We start from the raw sequence: 15,250 nt of genomic DNA, 5'->3' as shown, positions 1-15,250 counted from the left end.
TCACCACCCATGCCGATAGCGAAGGCCGAACCCGAACGGGAACAGCCCGGACTTTCCGTCGCCGACGTTGATCGGCTGCTGGTCAGCACTGCGCATCCAGGTCACCGGCAACTTGCCGGTGGGGTTGTAGTCGCCGAAGAGCACGTCCGCGACGCCCTGGCCTTCCGAGCCGGGCAGCCACGACGCGATCAACCCGTCCCAAGCCGGCACCTGCCGGGCGATGTCCAGCGGCCGCCCGGAAACGAGCACCACCACCGTCGGGACGCCGCTGTCCTGCAGCCGCTTCAAGGTCGCCAGATCTTCGGCGTCGAGCCCCATTCCCTCCGGCTTGTCACCGCGGCCTTCGGCGTACGGCGTCTCCCCGACCACCGCGACGGCGACGTCGTAGGACTTGTCGATCCCGTTCGCGTCCTTGTCGAAGGTGACCGTGGACGACGGCTTCGCGGTGTGCCGGATCCCTTGCAGGATGGTCGTTCCCTCGGTGACCGGACCGCTCTTGCCCTGCCAGCCGACCGTCCAGCCGCCACTCTGGTTCCCGATGTCGTCGGCGCTCTTGCCCGCGACGAAGATCCGGTTGCGCGACTTGTCCAGCGGCAGTACCCGGTTCTCGTTCTTCAGCAGCACCTGCGATTGCCGGACGGCCTGCCGCGCGAGGGCGCGGTGCTCGTCGCTGCCGACGGTCTTGAGGAACCGGCGATCGGTCAGCGGCCGCTCGAACAGGCCCAGCTCGAACTTCTTCGTCAGGATGCGCTTGTTCGCGTCGTCGATCCGCGCCTGCGTGACCCGCCCGGCGAGGACTTCGGCCTTGAGCGTGTCCATGAACTTCTGGTACTCGAAGGGCACCATCACCATGTCGATGCCGGCGTTGATCGACGCGGTGACCTCGGCCGGGGTGAAGCCCGGCTGCCGGTCGATCTGGTCGATGCCGTTGTAGTCCGAGATCACGATGCCGGAGAACTTGAGTTCCTTCTTGAGCACGTCGTTGATCAGGTAGGAACCGGCGTGCATCTTGAGGCCGTTCCAGCTGCTGTAGGAGATCATCACCGAGCCGACGTCGCGGCGGACGGCCTCGCGGAACGGCGGCAGGTGCACCGCGCGCAGTTCGGCTTCGCTGATGTCGGTCTCGCCCTGGTCGTCGCCCCCGGTGGTGCCGCCGTCGCCGATGTAGTGCTTCGCGGTCGCGAGCACCGATCCGGGCGCGGACAGCGAACGGCCCTGCATACCGTCGATGGCCGTCGTCATCGCGGACGCGATTTCCGGCACCTCGCCGAAGGATTCGTACGTGCGCCCCCACCGGTCGTTGCGCGCGACGCACAGGCACGGCGCGAAGTTCCAGTCGATTCCGGTGCCCGAGACCTCTTCGGCGGTCGCGCGGCCGATCTTCTCGACCAGCGCGGGATCGCGCGTCGCGCCGAGGCCGATGTTGTGCGGGAAGACCGTGGCGCCGTAGAGCCCGTTGTGGCCGTGGACGGCGTCGACACCGTAGATCAGCGGAATGCCGAGCCGGGTCGCGAGAGCTTCCTTCTGGAAGTTGTCGTACATGTCGGCCCAGGTGACCGCGTTGTTCGGGGTCGGCTGGGAACTGCCGCCGGAGAGCAGGGAACCGAGCATGCCCTTGGTGACGTCGCCGGGCGCCTTGATCCCGAGCCGCTCGGCCTGCGTCATCTGGCCGATCTTCTCGTCGAGGGTCATCCGCGAAAGCAGATCGGCCACGCGCACTTTCACCGGCCGCCAGGCGTCCCGGTAAGCGGGGCCGTTTCCGGCGACTGCCGGGGTATGCGACCCCAGCACCAGCGCGGCCGTCACTATCCCCAGGGTGAATCTCCGCATCCGGGTCCTCCTCGACACCATGCGTAAGTTCAAGGCTTGAATTAACGCATGATGGAGGTCGCATGGTCTAGACCTGCGGAAAAGACGGTTCCCGGTGACCGACACCGGCCCGGATCGATAACCTGGGGATTATGGAACTGCGGGACATCGAGATCTTCTTGGCGCTGGCCGACGAGCTGCATTTCGGCCGCACCGCCGAGCGGCTGCACGTCTCGCAGGCACGGGTGAGCCAGACGATCAAACAGGTGGAACGCCGGATCGGCGCCCCGCTGTTCGCCCGCACCAGCAGGCGGGTCCAGCTCACCCCGATCGGCAAACGGCTGCGCGACGACCTCGGCCCCGCGTACCGCGCGCTGCACGAAGGCGTCGAACGCGCGGTCGCGGCCGGGCGCGGGATCGGCGGCGTGCTGCGGCTGGGCTTCGAGGCCCCCGGCGTCGCCGATCTGACCGAGGATCTCCTGAACCGCTTCCGGCAGCGTCATCCCGGCACGGAACTGCTCATCCGGGAGGCCGAGTTCGCCGACCCGTTCGCGATGCTGCGATCGGGTGAGATCGACGTCCTGGTGACCCTGTTTCCGGTCGACGAAGCCGATCTCGCGACCGGACCGGCCGTGCACACCGAACCGATGGTGCTCGCGGTGTCGTCGAAACACCCTTTCGCGCGACGGAAGTCAGTCACCCTGGACGATCTCGCGCGCGACACCGTCCTCCGCGCGGCACATCCGCCGGAGCCGTACTGGTTCGAGGAACCGCGGCAATGGCTGACGCCTGCCGGACATCTCGTGACCCGGGGCAAACCCTTCGCGACGTTTCAGGAACTGCTCGCCGCGATCGCCACCGGCGCCGGAATCTGCCCGCTCGCCGCGCACGCGCAGGAGTACTTCTCGCATCCCCGGATCCGCTTCGTGCCCTTCGCCGGTTCCCCCGACGTCGAGTGGGGCCTCGTCTGGCCGCGCTCCGCCGAGACGGCCCGCGTACAGGCCTTCGCGTCCGTCGCCTCCGCTTCGCGCCCCTGACTCCCCCGCAATTCGTCCTCTAGTTGCGGTCCTTGCACGCGCAACTACCGCAACTAGAGGACGAAACGCGGCGAAAACTAGCCGACGACCTTCTTCACCCAGTCCTGCTCGAGCTTCACGACCTGCCCGTTCGACGCGACCGTCGGCGTGCCGAAGCCGGGACCGTTGCCGAAGTCCTGCTGCAGCGACGGATCCGTGGAGATCTTCTTGTACGCGTCCTGGATCTGCTGCTCGTAAGCGCCGGTGTTGATCGCCGTCGCGAAGGCCGGGTCGGTGATGCCGACGTCCTGGCCGAGCTTGATCAGCTGCGCCTTGTCGAATCCGCGCGCGCCTTCCTGCGGCTGGTCCTTGAACAGCGCGTCGTGGAAGGCGATGAACTTGCCCGCGTCGGCCGCGGCGAGCGAGGCGTTGGCGGAGTCCAGCGAGTAGCCCGGCGGGTCGGAACGCTGGTTCAGCATCGGCAGCATGTGATAGCGGACCTGCAGGGTCCCGTTGTTCACCTGCTCCTCGATCTGTCCCTTGAACGACTCTTCGAACTGCTTGCAAATAGGGCACAGGAAGTCGGCGTAGACGTCGATGGTCTTCTTCGCCTCGGGCTTGCCGGCGGTCACGACGGCCCCGTCGCGCTTCTCGACGACACCCGCCGCCCAGGTGCCCGACTGCGCCGCGATCACCTTGCCCTCGGTGCTGTCCTTGCTGGACGTCGTCCAGATCACGCCGCCGATCACCAGGGCGGCGAGCACGACCACCGCGACCGTGATCGCGACGACCTTCTTCTTGTCGCCGCCCGCGACGCCCCTGGCCTGCGCCACCGAGCGCGAAGCCGTCTGCTGCTGCTTGCGTTTCCGAGCGTTGCGCTCAGCTCCACCCACGATTATTCGTTCCCTTCAGCGATACCCACATAGTCGTCGTCGGCGGGGACCCGAGAGTTCCCGAGCCAGCCGTCCACGGACAGCCAGGTCCGCGGCCGCACGATCAGCCAGACACCCAGCAGGGCGAACCCGAGGTCCCTGGCGATCTCCTGCGGATACTGCGTCTGATCCGCGGCGATCTGACCGCCACCGCCGAAGCAGCCGCAATCGATGCTCAGCCCGCGCGCCCACGATTGGGCGATCGCGGCGATGAGCACCGCGAGCAGCAGCACCGACAGCACCGACGCCCAGCGGGTCACGAACCCGGCGAGCAGGAGCAGGCCGAGCGCCAGTTCGGCGATCGGCATCCCGATCGCGACCGGGCGGACGAGCCCGTCCGGCAGGACGTCGAACGCCTGCACGGCGACATAGGTCTGCCCCGGATCGCTGATCTTCAGCGCTCCGGAAATCAACCAGACGGCGGCCAGTCCGAGCCGGGCGAGGGTGCCCACGGCGTCGAGCACGACTTGGGACGGTCTACGCACGGGCCTAGGCTAGCCGTCGACCCTGAGAACAACGTGAGGCGGCGGACGGAGGTACCCGATGAGGGGACGCGCCCTGCTGATGGTCTGTTTGATGCTGGTCACAACGACGGCCTGCAGCAAAGAGGCCGGTCCGGCGGATTCCCTCGTCGCGCGCGCCGTCGGGTCCAACAAACTCACCATCGGCATCCGCTTCGACCAGCCGGGACTCTCCAAACGGACGGTCGACGGGCGGTACGTCGGCTTCGACGTCGACGTGGCGAAGTACATCGCGAGCGAATTGGGTGTCGACCAGGATCACATCACCTGGCACGACAGCAAGCCGTCGTCGCGCGAGACGGACATAACATCCGGGGTGACGGACCTGATCGTGGCGACCTACTCGATCACCGAAAAACGGAAACAGACGGTCGCCTTCGCCGGGCCGTACTTCGACACCGGCCAGGACCTGCTCGTCCGCCTCCGGTCGACCGACATCACCGGTCCCGAGAACCTCAACGGCCGCAAACTGTGCGCCGTGGGCGGCACCACCTCGGCCGAGCAGGTGCGCGACAAGTTCGCCCAGGCCGTCCAGCTCGTCGAGTACCCGCGCTACCAGGACTGCGTCACGGCGCTGCTCGCGGGACAGGTGGACGCGGTGACCACCGACGACGTCATCCTGGCGGGCTACGTGGCGCAGAACCCGGAGTTGCTGAGAGTCGTCGGCAAGCCGTTCTCGAAGGAGAAATACGGCGTCGGCCTGCGCAAGGGTGACACCGAGGGCCGCGCGGCGGTGGCCAGGGCCATCCAGAAGATGATCTCTTCCGGTGACTGGCTCGACTCGCTGAACCGCAACATCGGCCCGTCCGGCTACCGGATCCCGCCCCCGCCGCAGGTCACCGAGCAGTGATCCTTCCCGATCTGCCGGTTCGCGCCGTCCTGCCCGAACTCCAAGCCGCGCTCGACGCCCATGGCACCGCCGTGCTCGTCGCGCCCCCTGGAACCGGTAAGACCACCCTGGTGCCGCTCGCGCTGGACAACGGCGAAGGCCGGGTGATCGTCGCCGAACCGAGGCGGCTGGCCGCACGGGCCGCGGCGGCGCGGATGGCGTCCCTGCTGGGCGAACGCGTCGGCGAGACGGTCGGTTACTCGGTGCGCGGAGACCGGAAGGTGTCGTCTTCGACGCGGATCGAAGTGGTCACCTCGGGACTGCTGGTCCGGCGGGTGCAGGGCGACCCCGAACTCGCCGGGGTGTCGACCGTCCTGCTCGACGAATGCCACGAGCGCCACCTCGACGCGGATCTACTGCTCGCGCTGCTGCTGGACGTGCGCGCCGGGCTGCGGGACGACCTGCGGCTGCTCGCGACGTCCGCCACCGTGGCCGCCGGACGGTTGGCGGCCCTGCTCGGGGACGCGCCGGTGATCACCGCGCACGCGCGGACCTATCCGGTCGACGTCTCGTACTCTCCGCCCGCACGTGGCGAGCGGATCGAGACGACCGTGGTCCGCGCGATCCACAAAGCACTGTCCGAAGGAGACGGTGACATCCTCGCCTTCCTTCCCGGCGCCGGTGAGATCGCCAGGGTCAGCGGAATGCTCGGTGGCCTGGACGCGGACGTGCTGCCCCTGCACGGGCGGCTTTCGGCGGCGAGCCAGGACGACGCGCTGCGCCCGCGCGCCCGCCGCCGGGTGGTGCTCTCGACGTCGGTCGCCGAGTCCAGCCTGACCGTGCCGGGTGTCCGCGCGGTGGTGGACTGCGGGCTGTCCCGGGTCCCCCGCGTCGATCACCGGCGCGGACTGCCGGGGCTGGCGACGATCCGTGTTTCGGCCGCGGTCGCGGAACAGCGCACCGGCCGGGCCGGGCGCGAGGCGCCGGGGCGCGCGTACCGGTGCTGGGCGGCGCACGAGCAGGGTTCCCTGCCCGCCTATCCCGAACCCGAGATCAGGACGGCGGAACTGGCGCGTTTCGCGCTCGAACTCGCGTGCTGGTCCACTCCGGACGGTTCCGGCCTGTCCTGGTGGGATCCGCCGGGCGAAGGCGCGCTGGCCGCCGGTCGCGCGCTGCTGACCACCCTCGGGGCGACCACCGAAGACGGCACGGTGACCGAACGCGGCCGAAAGATGGCCGGACTCGGCCTGCATCCGCGCTTGGCGCGGGCGCTGCTGGACGGCGCGGCGCGGACCAACGCGCGTTCGGCGGCCGAGGTCGTCGCGCTGCTGGACAGCGGCGGCACGCTGACCGATCTCGAAGCCGAACTGCGGCGCGTGCGGGACGACGGGCGCTGGAAGTCCGACGTGCGGCGGCTGACCAAGCTGGTCCCCGACGGCGGCAAGGCGTCCGACCCTGCGCTGGTCGTGGCCCTGGCGCATCCCGAGCGGCTCGCACGGCGGCGTTCCGCGGGCACGCCGGTGTACCTGATGGCCGGCGGTACGGCGGCGGAACTGCCGCGCGGCAGCGGGCTGGCGGACGTCGAATGGCTGGCGGTGGCCGAAGCGACCCGCGATCCCGGCCGCGCGCAGGGCATCATCCGGCTGGCCGCCCCCGCCGACGAGGCCCTCGCCGTGCGCGCGGCGCCGAATCTCGTTTCGACGGTGGACGAAGTGCACTGGGCGAGCGGGGATGTCGTGGCGCGTTCAGTGCGGCGACTCGGGGCGATCGTGCTGTCGGAGAAGCCGTTGCGCTCCCCCGCGCCGGACGCGATCCGCGCCGCGCTGCTGGACGGCCTGCGCACCGAAGGGCTCGGCCTGCTGCGCTGGTCGGAGGACGGGCGGCGACTGCGCGAACGACTCTCCTTCCTGCATCGAGTGCTGGGCTCGCCTTGGCCCGCGGTCGACGAAGCCGCCCTGTTGTCCACTATGGACAGCTGGCTCGATCTCGGCTCGGCGCGCCGCCGGTCGGACCTGGCGTCGCTGGACGCGGGCGCCGCGTTGCGTGGGCTGATGCCCTGGCCGGAAGCGTCGCGCTTGGACGAGTTGGCGCCGGACCGGCTGGAGGTGCCGTCGGGTTCGCGGATCCGGGTCGATTACTCGGGTGAGCAGCCGGTGCTGGCCGTAAAACTGCAGGAGACCTTCGGCTGGCTCGCGACGCCGGAGCTGGCGGGCGTCCCCGTCGTCCTGCACCTGCTCTCGCCCGCCGGTCGGCCCGCGGCGGTCACCGCGGATCTGGAGTCGTTCTGGCGCAACGGTTACGCGGCCGTACGCGCCGACCTCCGCGGGCGCTATCCGAAGCATCCCTGGCCGGAAGACCCGCTGGGCGCCGCGCCCACGCGGCGGACCACGCGGCGCGGCGGGACGTGACCGCTCAGTCCATCATCTGGTGCTGAGGCCTGGTCGGCAGCTGCGCGGCCAGCTCCTCGTCGTCCTCTTTCTCGTTCAGCCCGAGTTGCACCGCGCTCCGGATCTGCTCCCGGTTCTCCCGCACGACATGCGCGAAGAACTCGTCGATCCGCGGGTCCGTCAGCACTTCGAGGATCACGCGCATCGCGGTGTCGATCACCGAACGCACCACCTCGTCGTGGAACGGCAGCTTGGAAAGCCGTCCGGCCTGCGGGTCGTTCTTCAGCTTCTCGGCGATGATCCCCCGCAGCAGCGATTGGTTGTCACCCAGTGACCGCGCGAGGTTCTGCGGGTAGTTCCCGGTTTCCAGCACCTTGACGACCTCGTCGAGCACCGCGATCGTGATCGGTTTCTTGATCGCCAGCACGATCGGCCGCGAAAGCCGTTCGACCAGCCGCTGGGTGAACCGCTCCCCGAACGCGCGGTCGGCCGTGCGCGCGAGCCGGACGAGCACGACCAGGATCCGCAGCAGCCGGAACCCGCGCAGCGCCGGATGCGCGATCGGGATCATGCCGAGGATTTCGTACCAGTTGCGCAGCGGGAACCACTTCTCCCAGCCGTTGCGCCGCCATCGCCACAGGAATTCCAGCGCGAAGATCCCGCACACCACGGTGTCGATGATGAAGACGGTGTGCGCCGTCTCGTCCGAATGCGGGAAGAACGTCACGTAGACGAGCAGCCCGACCGAGAACACGGCGAGCACGAGCATCACCAGGTCGAGCGGATTGACGCGCCGTTGTTCGCGGGTGGTCATGGCGCCGATTCTGCCTTTCCGGGGTGACTCGTGCCGAGCGGCACCTGTCGAAAGTAAGGGATGACCGATGACTTCGGGGCGATGCCCGCACGTGTCCCCGCGTCGGAAACTTTCGGTACACGAAGGAGGGCGCGGATGATCACGCTTCGAGGACTCACGAAGCGCTATGGCGGGAAGACGGTGGTCGACGGGCTGACCTTCGCCGTCGAGCCGGGCAAGGTGACCGGTTTCCTCGGTCCCAACGGCGCGGGCAAGTCGACGACCATGCGGATGACACTCGGCCTCGACACGCCGAGCGGCGGCGAGGTCCACATCGGTGGCGAGAAGTACGCGGACCTGCGGTATCCGCTGCGTGAGGTCGGTGCGCTGCTGGAGGCCAAGGCACTGCACCCCGGGCGGAGCGCGGGCAAACACCTGCTGGCGATGGCGCGCAGCAACGGGATCGCGGCGAGCCGGGTGGACGAGGTGCTCGCGACGGTCGGCCTCACCGATGTCGCGGGCAAACGAGCCGGGACGTTCTCACTCGGCATGGGACAACGGCTGGGCATCGCCGGCGCGCTCCTGGGCGACCCGGGCGTGCTGATGTTCGACGAACCGGTCAACGGCCTCGACCCCGACGGCGTCCGCTGGGTGCGGCAGCTGATGCGTTCGCTGGCGGCGGAGGGCCGCACGGTGTTCGTTTCGAGCCACCTGATGAGCGAGATGCAGCTGACCGCGGACAGGCTGGTCGTCATCGGCAAGGGAAAGCTGCTCGCCGACGCCCCGGTGGACGAATTCATCGCGGGCAATTCGCGGACGTCGGTCGCGGTGCGGGTGCCCGTTCCCGGGGAACTCCGGGCGCTCGAACAGCGTCTGCGCGCGCTCGGCGCGACCACGGAAGCCGACCGGGACGAACTGATCGTGCACGACCTGCCCGTCCACCGTGTCGGTGACGCGGTGCACGAACTCGGGATCCGCGTGCACGGGCTGACCGAACGGACCGCGTCGCTGGAACAGGCCTACATGGAATTGACCGCGTCGTCGGTCGAATACGGAACGGGAGTCGCGGCATGAAGTCACTCATGGTCCTGGTGGCGGTGATCGCCGGCCTGCTGGGGGTGCCGACGGCCGCGTCGGCGGCACCGAACCTGTCGCTGCCCGCGCCGGGTGGCCCGGTCCCGATCGGACTGCGCACGCTGCACCTCACCGACCAGGCACGAGCCGATCCTTGGGTGCCCGAGAAGCGCCGAGAGCTGATGGTCAACGTCTGGTACCCGGCCTTCCCGGTCGGGCGGGCGCCGCTGTACATGACGCACGCGGAATCTGCGGCCGCGGTCGCCGGGCGGAAGCTCGATTTGCCGCCGGACACGCTGAGCAAGGTGCGGGTCCACTCGAGGGAGAACGCGCCTTCCCTACCGGGACGGCGTCCGCTCGTGCTGTTGTCGCCGGGCGCGGGCAACAACCGGACCACCCTCACCGCGATGGCCGAACGCCTTGCCTCACAAGGATTCGTGGTCGCCGGAATCGACCACGCCCACGAAGCCTGGGCGACGGAGTTCCCCGACGGGCTGCGTCAGTGTGTCGCTTGTGGGCGTCCGGACGACCCGTGGCCCGCCGCGATCGCGAACCGCGCGATCGACACGTCGTTCGTCATCGACACCCTGCTGAAGGACTCACGCTGGTCGATCGACGCCGGGAAGATCGGGATGGCCGGTCACTCCGCCGGTGGTTCGGCGACCGCCGCCTCGATGGTCGCCGACCGGCGGATCAAAGCGGGCGTGAACGTCGACGGCCCCTTCTACGGCACCGTTTCCCTCGACCGGCCAGTGCTTCTCCTGACGAGTCCGATCGGCGAGAAGCACTTCAGCCCGACTTGGGACGAGACCTGGCCGCGGCTCACCGGGCCGAAAGAGCGGTTCCTGGTCGAGGACAGCGGCCATTCGTCGGTGACCGACGCGGCGATCCTGATCGACCAACTGGGGCTGCGGCCGCGGATCCCGCCGACCGAGGTCGAGAACCAGTACGGCTCGATCGATTCGCGGAAGGCGCTGGACTTCTTCCGTGACCGGCTGACCGGTTTCTTCAAGCAGTGGAGCGCACGATGAACGCGATCTCTTCGGAATGGACCAAGTTCTGGTCGGTCCGCTCGACGTGGTGGTGCCTGAGCCTCGGGGTCGTCCTGATGATCGCCTACTCCGGCGCGCTGGGCCTGGCCGCGCACGCGGGCGTCGAACGCTCGATGGCCCCGCACGCCGTGGTGACCGGGGCGGCTTTCTACCTCACGCAATTCGCCGTGGTCGCGCTGGCGGCGCTGTTCATCACGAGTGAATACGCCAGCGGCAGCATCCGCTCGACCTTGCAGTGGATCCCGGTGCGGAACCGGCTTCTCGCGGCGAAATCGGCGGTCCTGTTGCCGGTCCTGTTCGGCTACGGCGTCCTGAACACGCTCCTCGGCGTGGCGGTCTCGGCACCGCTGATCCCCGAGCGGGAATCGTCGGTGGGCGATGTCCTCACGACCGCCGCGGGCATGGGTGGCTACTTCGGACTGCTGGGCCTGCTCTGCCTCGGCCTGGGGACGGCGCTGCGGAGCACGGCGGGGACGATCGTGACGATGTTCGTGCTGCTGGTGATGATCCCGATGTTCGCCGGTTCACTGGGCGGCGAAGACCTCGTGAACTACTTCCCCGGCTTCGCGGGCGTCAACGCGATGCTTTCCGCAGGAGAGCCGAACCCCATCTTCGGCGGCATCGCGCCCTACTCGCCCTGGATCGGCATCGTGCTCTGCACGGCTTGGGCGGCGGCCGGACTCGCCGCCGGTTCCACCGTGCTCCGGCGACGCGACGCCTGAGCGGGGAAGCAAGGGACCTTTGCTCTCGCCTCTCACCCGGCATGTCGCGAAAGCCACTTTCGGGACATCTGATGTCCCGAAAGTGGCTTTCGCGACACCCCGACCCCGGGCCAACGCACCTGCCCCAAGCAGGCGAAACCAAAGGTCCCCCGCTACCCCGCCACTCCGAGCCCCGCCAAGACCTCCCGCGCTCCCCGCGTCAGCTCCGCGAGATCCGGCGGCCGCAGCGAGCCGGTCCCGGCCAGCGCGTCGAAGATCGTCCCGTCCAGCCACGCCACGAGCACCCGCGCGTGCCGCTCCGGCTCGGCCGATCCGCGTCCGGCCAGCACCTCGGCACACCGCCGCCGGATGACCAGCCCCCCGCGGTCATAAGCCTCGCGCAACTCCGGCCGCCGCGTCGCCTCCAGCGCGAACTCGTACCGCGCGAGCATCCGAGTCCGCCCCCGCGTGATCGCCGCGTGGGCGAACCCCGCCACGTACTCCGCCAGTTGCCCGGGCTCGGGATCCAGGGTGACGTCGTCGAGTTCGACCATCCGCGAGATCGCCAGCTCCAGCAGCGCCGCCCGCGTCCGCGCGTAGTACGAGGTCGAACCCGCGGGCAGCCCGGCGAACCGGTCGACGGCCCGATGCGTCAGCCCGCGCATCCCTTCGGCCGCGATCACCTCGATGGCCGCGTCCCCGATCGTCGCCTTTCGCACTCTACAAGTGTAGTAGTACTCTACAGATGTAGAGGAGGTCGGCATGCGCAAAGCGATCGTGGTCGGCGGAGGAATCGGCGGATTGAGTGCCGCCATCGGACTGCACGGAATCGGCTGGGAGGTCACCGTCCTGGAACGGGCGCCGGAACTCACCGCCGCCGGCGCGGGCATCTCCCTGTGGCCGAACGCCCTGCGGTCACTCGAAACACTGGGCATCCACCTCGGCAAGCTGCGGGAACAAGCGTCGGGCGGTCTCCACGACCGCGCGGGCCGCCGCATCACCCGTTGGGATGCCGAGGCGTTCCGCCGGCACCACGGGCGCCCGCTCGCCGCCATCCACCGCGCCGACCTCGTCGACGCGCTCCGCGACGCCCTTCCCGCGGGCTGCGTCCGCACCGGCACCGAGGTCACCGGCCTCGACGATCTCGACGCGAACGTCATCGTCGCCGCCGACGGAATCCACAGCGCACTCCGGAAACAGCTGTGGCCTCGGCATCCCGAACCGGTCTACAGCGGCAGCACGGCCTTCCGCGCGGTGACCGCCCTTCCCCACGCGGCCGACCTCAGCACGAGCTGGGACGACGGCGCCGAGATCGGCGTCATCCCCTTGCACGACGGCCGGGTCTACTGGTGGGCGAGCTATGTCACCGAACCGGGAATCCGATACGAAGACCCGAAGGCGTACCTGCGGAGCCGTTTCGGCGGCTGGCACGAACCCGTCCCCGAGCTCATCGACGCCACCGCTCCGGAAACGCTGCTCCACCACGATCTCTACCTGCTCGGCTCGCCCCTGCCGTCGTACGTGCGGGGACGCGTCGCGCTCCTCGGCGACGCGGCGCACGCGATGCCGCCGTTCCTCGGCCAAGGCGGCTGTCAGGCGATCGAGGACGCCGTCGTCCTCGCCGCCGCGCTCAGTGACACCGAAGACGTCGACGCGGCGCTGAAGAGTTACGACGAGCAGCGCCGCCCGCGCAGCCAAGCGGTCGCCAAAGCCTCGGTCCAGGCGGGGAAACTGGGCCCGCAGCTGCGCAACCCGCTCGCCGTCGCCGTCCGCAACGGCGTGGCCCGCCTGCTCCCCGGCGCGCTCACCGCCCGCGCCGGTGCCGGTGTCAGCGGCTGGATTCCTCCCGTTCCCCGCCGACCAGCCCCGCCTCGTACGCGGTGATCGCGGCCTGCACCCGGTTCCGCGCGCCGAGCCGGTTGAGGATGGTGCTCACGTAGGCCTTCACCGTGCCCTCGACCACGAACAGCCTCCCGGCGATGTCCGCATTGGACAGTCCGGAACCCAGCAGCGCCAGCACTTCCTGTTCGCGCGGGGTCAGCTTGCCGATCAGCGCCTTCGCCTCTTCGGCGCGGGAAACCCGATTGCCGGAGAAGCGGGCGATGACCCGCTGCGCGACCTTCGGCGAAAGGAACGCCGCTCCACCGGCGACCGCGCGGATCCCGGACAGCAGTTCGCGGGGATCTCCGGATTTCAGCAGGAAACCACTCGCGCCGAGACCCAGCGCACGCTCGATGTAGGTGTCTTCGCCGAACGTGGTCAGCATGATCACGCCGATCTCGGGCAGCAGCCGCCGGATCTCCTCGGCCGCCTTGAGCCCGTCCATGACCGGCATCCGGATGTCGAGGAGCACGACGTCCGGCCGGGTCGCACGGACCTGCTCGACGGCGGCGCGGCCGTCCTCGGCCTCCGCGACCACTTCGATCCCGGCGTCCGCGGCCAGGATCGCCGACACCCCGGCGCGGATCATCGCCTCGTCATCGGCCAGCACCACCCGGATCATCCGGGTTCCCCCTTTGCTCGTCTTCACTGATCACGTCCTTCGCCACGAGTTTCCCGTCGGCGAAGCACAACCGGTACGCCTCGTAGTACCTGTGGAACAGGGTGCGCTCGGTGCCGTAGTACTCGCAGGTCGCCCCGGCGGGCACCGGCGGTTCCGCCTGACGAGGTCGCGCGATCCGCTGACCAGCGGGCAGGACGGACGCGATCTCCGCCCTCGGCTGGCCCAGCCGGATGCGGTCATAGTCCCCCTTGGGGAGTTCCGAGCTGTACCACTGGACGAGGAACACCGCCCCACTGATCCCGACCAGCACCCCGAAGAGCCCGATCGGCACGACGATCGCCTGGATCAGGCTGCGCCGGACATCCCGGCGGGCGCGTTCGAGTTCCCTCGCCGACGTCGATTGTCCCACTTCGGCGTCCATCGCCGCCTGGCTTTCCGGCGACTCCTCCGACGGCGCGGCATCATGCGGCAAGCTCGCACTGACCTCGAAGCCGCCGTCGTGCGGTACCGCCCGCAGGGTCCCGCCGACCAGCCGGACCCGCTCACGCAGACCGATCAGCCCGCGTCGTCCCGAGGTCCGGCCGGGCAGGGGGCCCGCCGGTGGCGGCGCGTTGGTGACCACGACGTCGGTCCGCCCTTCGGATCGCACGACCCGGACGGTGACGGCGGCGCCGGGCGCGTGCTTCACGACGTTCGTGACCGACTCCTGCACCACACGATAGGCCGCGCGGTCGACCATCCGCGGCTCGCCGTCGGCCGGATCGTCCACAAAGGACTTGATCAGCACGCCCGACGTCCTCGCCCGGTCGAGCAGTTCGTCGATGCTCTCGTCCACCGGCTCGGTCGGCGCGTCGTCCTCACGCAGCACGCCGATGATCTCGCGCAGCCGTTCGGTCGCCGTCGCGGCGCTCTGCCGCAGGTCACCGGCGGCCTCCCGCTGCTTCTCGTCGAGGCCGCCCGCGACCTCGAGCGCCGCGGCCCGGACCGCGATCAAGCTGAGCTCGTGCCCCAGCGAATCGTGCATGTCACTGGCGATCCGGGTGCGCTCGCGCAGCCGCGCCCGGTCGGCGATGAGCCGCTGACGGCTCTCCATCTCCTCGGCGCGACGCCAGCCGTCGCGCGCCATGTCCTCGCGCTGCCGGATGTACTTGCCCAGCAGCCACGGCGTCACCGAAGCGAAAACAAAGAGTCCGAGCAGGGCGCCCCAGTCGGCGAACCCGTCGTCGCCCCAGATCAGCGCCACGGGGATCGCGACCAGGGTGACGACGGTGAAAACACGCAACATCGGCTTCGCGATCGGCTGCCGGTAGCCGGCGAGATAGCTCACCGTGACCAGGACGAACCCTTCCCAGATCGGCACCCGGCCGCCGAAACTGCCCAGGATGACGAAGCTCGCGACCATCGCGATGGCGAGCGAGACCACCGGGTACCGGCGTGACAACCCGATCGCGGCCGTGGTCGCGACGAGCCCGACGATCAGCTCCCAGTGTCTCGTGCTGGATCCCGCGTCGATGACCACCCAACCGCAGAGACCGAGCCACAGCGCGACGTCCATGGCCAGCCGCCGCCCACGCCGCACAGGCTCCTCCGCATCCTTCACGGGATCGGACGCTACAAGCCGCGACAGCCGCTT

Annotated in this window: 14 protein-coding genes; 7 read left to right on the top strand and 7 right to left on the bottom strand. The window is 69.5% G+C overall.

Translation table 11 applies throughout. From position 1 onward, the window contains the following. The gene (locus ACLJPX_RS42885) at positions 1-1,830 is read right to left on the bottom strand and encodes a glycoside hydrolase family 3 protein (protein WP_410605880.1); all 1,830 of its coding nucleotides are present in this window, start codon (positions 1,828-1,830) and stop codon (positions 1-3) included. Between the two features lie 131 nt (positions 1,831-1,961). On the opposite strand from ACLJPX_RS42885, the gene ACLJPX_RS42880 reads away from it, so the two are divergent. Beyond that, positions 1,962-2,846, top strand: a complete 885-nt coding sequence (locus tag ACLJPX_RS42880) for a LysR family transcriptional regulator (RefSeq protein ID WP_410605879.1) — start codon at positions 1,962-1,964, stop codon at positions 2,844-2,846. A 77-nt stretch (positions 2,847-2,923) separates the two neighbouring features. Here ACLJPX_RS42880 and ACLJPX_RS42875 read toward each other — a convergent pair whose 3' ends face one another. Next, a complete protein-coding gene (locus ACLJPX_RS42875; protein ID WP_410605878.1) occupies positions 2,924-3,718 on the bottom strand; it encodes a DsbA family protein in 795 nt (264 codons plus the stop codon). Between the two features lie 2 nt (positions 3,719-3,720). After that, positions 3,721-4,209, bottom strand: coding sequence for a MauE/DoxX family redox-associated membrane protein (locus ACLJPX_RS42870; protein WP_410605975.1), 489 nt, complete (start codon positions 4,207-4,209; stop codon positions 3,721-3,723). A 91-nt stretch (positions 4,210-4,300) separates the two neighbouring features. Here ACLJPX_RS42870 and ACLJPX_RS42865 point away from each other — a divergent pair, with 91 nt between their 5' ends. Together ACLJPX_RS42865 and hrpB are read left to right on the top strand one after the other, a co-directional pair. Continuing rightward, the gene (locus ACLJPX_RS42865; protein ID WP_410605877.1) at positions 4,301-5,128 is read left to right on the top strand and encodes a glutamate ABC transporter substrate-binding protein; all 828 of its coding nucleotides are present in this window, start codon (positions 4,301-4,303) and stop codon (positions 5,126-5,128) included. Next, a complete protein-coding gene (gene hrpB, locus ACLJPX_RS42860; protein ID WP_410605876.1) occupies positions 5,125-7,515 on the top strand; it encodes an ATP-dependent helicase HrpB in 2,391 nt (796 codons plus the stop codon). Before ACLJPX_RS42865 ends, hrpB begins: the two co-directional genes overlap by 4 nt. A gap of 4 nt (positions 7,516-7,519) precedes the next feature. Here the strand turns inward: hrpB and ACLJPX_RS42855 are convergent, their stop codons facing one another. Continuing rightward, entirely contained in the window at positions 7,520-8,308 is a 789-nt protein-coding gene (locus ACLJPX_RS42855) for an ion transporter (RefSeq protein WP_101612660.1), read from the bottom strand. Between the two features lie 135 nt (positions 8,309-8,443). On the opposite strand from ACLJPX_RS42855, the gene ACLJPX_RS42850 reads away from it, so the two are divergent. The 3 genes from ACLJPX_RS42850 to ACLJPX_RS42840 are packed head-to-tail and all read left to right on the top strand — an operon-like array spanning position 8,444 to position 11,135. After that, the gene (locus ACLJPX_RS42850) at positions 8,444-9,361 is read left to right on the top strand and encodes an ATP-binding cassette domain-containing protein (protein WP_410605875.1); all 918 of its coding nucleotides are present in this window, start codon (positions 8,444-8,446) and stop codon (positions 9,359-9,361) included. After that, entirely contained in the window at positions 9,358-10,392 is a 1,035-nt protein-coding gene (locus ACLJPX_RS42845; RefSeq protein ID WP_410605874.1) for an alpha/beta hydrolase family protein, read from the top strand. Before ACLJPX_RS42850 ends, ACLJPX_RS42845 begins: the two co-directional genes overlap by 4 nt. Beyond that, positions 10,389-11,135, top strand: a complete 747-nt coding sequence (locus tag ACLJPX_RS42840) for an ABC transporter permease (protein WP_410605873.1) — start codon at positions 10,389-10,391, stop codon at positions 11,133-11,135. The genes ACLJPX_RS42845 and ACLJPX_RS42840 overlap by 4 nt, the downstream gene beginning before the upstream one ends. 152 nt (positions 11,136-11,287) lie before the next feature. Here ACLJPX_RS42840 and ACLJPX_RS42835 read toward each other — a convergent pair whose 3' ends face one another. Beyond that, complete coding sequence (locus tag ACLJPX_RS42835; RefSeq protein WP_410605872.1) at positions 11,288-11,833, bottom strand: TetR/AcrR family transcriptional regulator; 546 nt, start codon at positions 11,831-11,833, stop codon at positions 11,288-11,290. A gap of 43 nt (positions 11,834-11,876) precedes the next feature. Between ACLJPX_RS42835 and ACLJPX_RS42830 the strand changes: the two genes are divergently transcribed. Continuing rightward, entirely contained in the window at positions 11,877-12,998 is a 1,122-nt protein-coding gene (locus tag ACLJPX_RS42830) for an FAD-dependent monooxygenase (protein WP_410605871.1), read from the top strand. On the opposite strand, the gene ACLJPX_RS42825 is transcribed toward ACLJPX_RS42830, so the two are convergent. Both ACLJPX_RS42825 and ACLJPX_RS42820 read right to left on the bottom strand, forming a co-directional pair. Then, a complete protein-coding gene (locus tag ACLJPX_RS42825) occupies positions 12,943-13,617 on the bottom strand; it encodes a response regulator (RefSeq protein WP_410605870.1) in 675 nt (224 codons plus the stop codon). The two genes, ACLJPX_RS42830 and ACLJPX_RS42825, sit on opposite strands and share 56 nt — an antisense overlap. Further along, a complete protein-coding gene (locus ACLJPX_RS42820; protein ID WP_410605974.1) occupies positions 13,592-15,196 on the bottom strand; it encodes a sensor histidine kinase in 1,605 nt (534 codons plus the stop codon). Before ACLJPX_RS42820 ends, ACLJPX_RS42825 begins: the two co-directional genes overlap by 26 nt. Between the last annotated feature and the right edge of the window lie 54 nt (positions 15,197-15,250).

Source organism: Amycolatopsis sp. lyj-90, from assembly GCF_046549035.1.
Taxonomy (GTDB): Bacteria; Actinomycetota; Actinomycetes; order Mycobacteriales; family Pseudonocardiaceae; genus Amycolatopsis.
The sequence above is the reverse complement of the archived record's forward strand: the minus strand, read 5'-3'. Positions and strand labels throughout refer to the sequence as shown.

Bases quoted from the DNA above. Each gene is read 5' to 3' on its own strand.
- ACLJPX_RS42885 (WP_410605880.1), bottom strand. From the start codon at position 1,830: ATGCGGAGATTCACCCTGGGGATAGTGACGGCCGCGCTGGTGCTGGGG.
- ACLJPX_RS42880 (WP_410605879.1), top strand. From the start codon at position 1,962: ATGGAACTGCGGGACATCGAGATCTTCTTGGCGCTGGCCGACGAGCTG.
- ACLJPX_RS42865 (WP_410605877.1), top strand. From the start codon at position 4,301: ATGAGGGGACGCGCCCTGCTGATGGTCTGTTTGATGCTGGTCACAACG.
- ACLJPX_RS42855 (WP_101612660.1), bottom strand. From the start codon at position 8,308: ATGACCACCCGCGAACAACGGCGCGTCAATCCGCTCGACCTGGTGATG.
- ACLJPX_RS42850 (WP_410605875.1), top strand. From the start codon at position 8,444: ATGATCACGCTTCGAGGACTCACGAAGCGCTATGGCGGGAAGACGGTG.
- ACLJPX_RS42845 (WP_410605874.1), top strand. From the start codon at position 9,358: ATGAAGTCACTCATGGTCCTGGTGGCGGTGATCGCCGGCCTGCTGGGG.
- ACLJPX_RS42840 (WP_410605873.1), top strand. From the start codon at position 10,389: ATGAACGCGATCTCTTCGGAATGGACCAAGTTCTGGTCGGTCCGCTCG.
- ACLJPX_RS42830 (WP_410605871.1), top strand. From the start codon at position 11,877: ATGCGCAAAGCGATCGTGGTCGGCGGAGGAATCGGCGGATTGAGTGCC.
- ACLJPX_RS42825 (WP_410605870.1), bottom strand. From the start codon at position 13,617: ATGATCCGGGTGGTGCTGGCCGATGACGAGGCGATGATCCGCGCCGGG.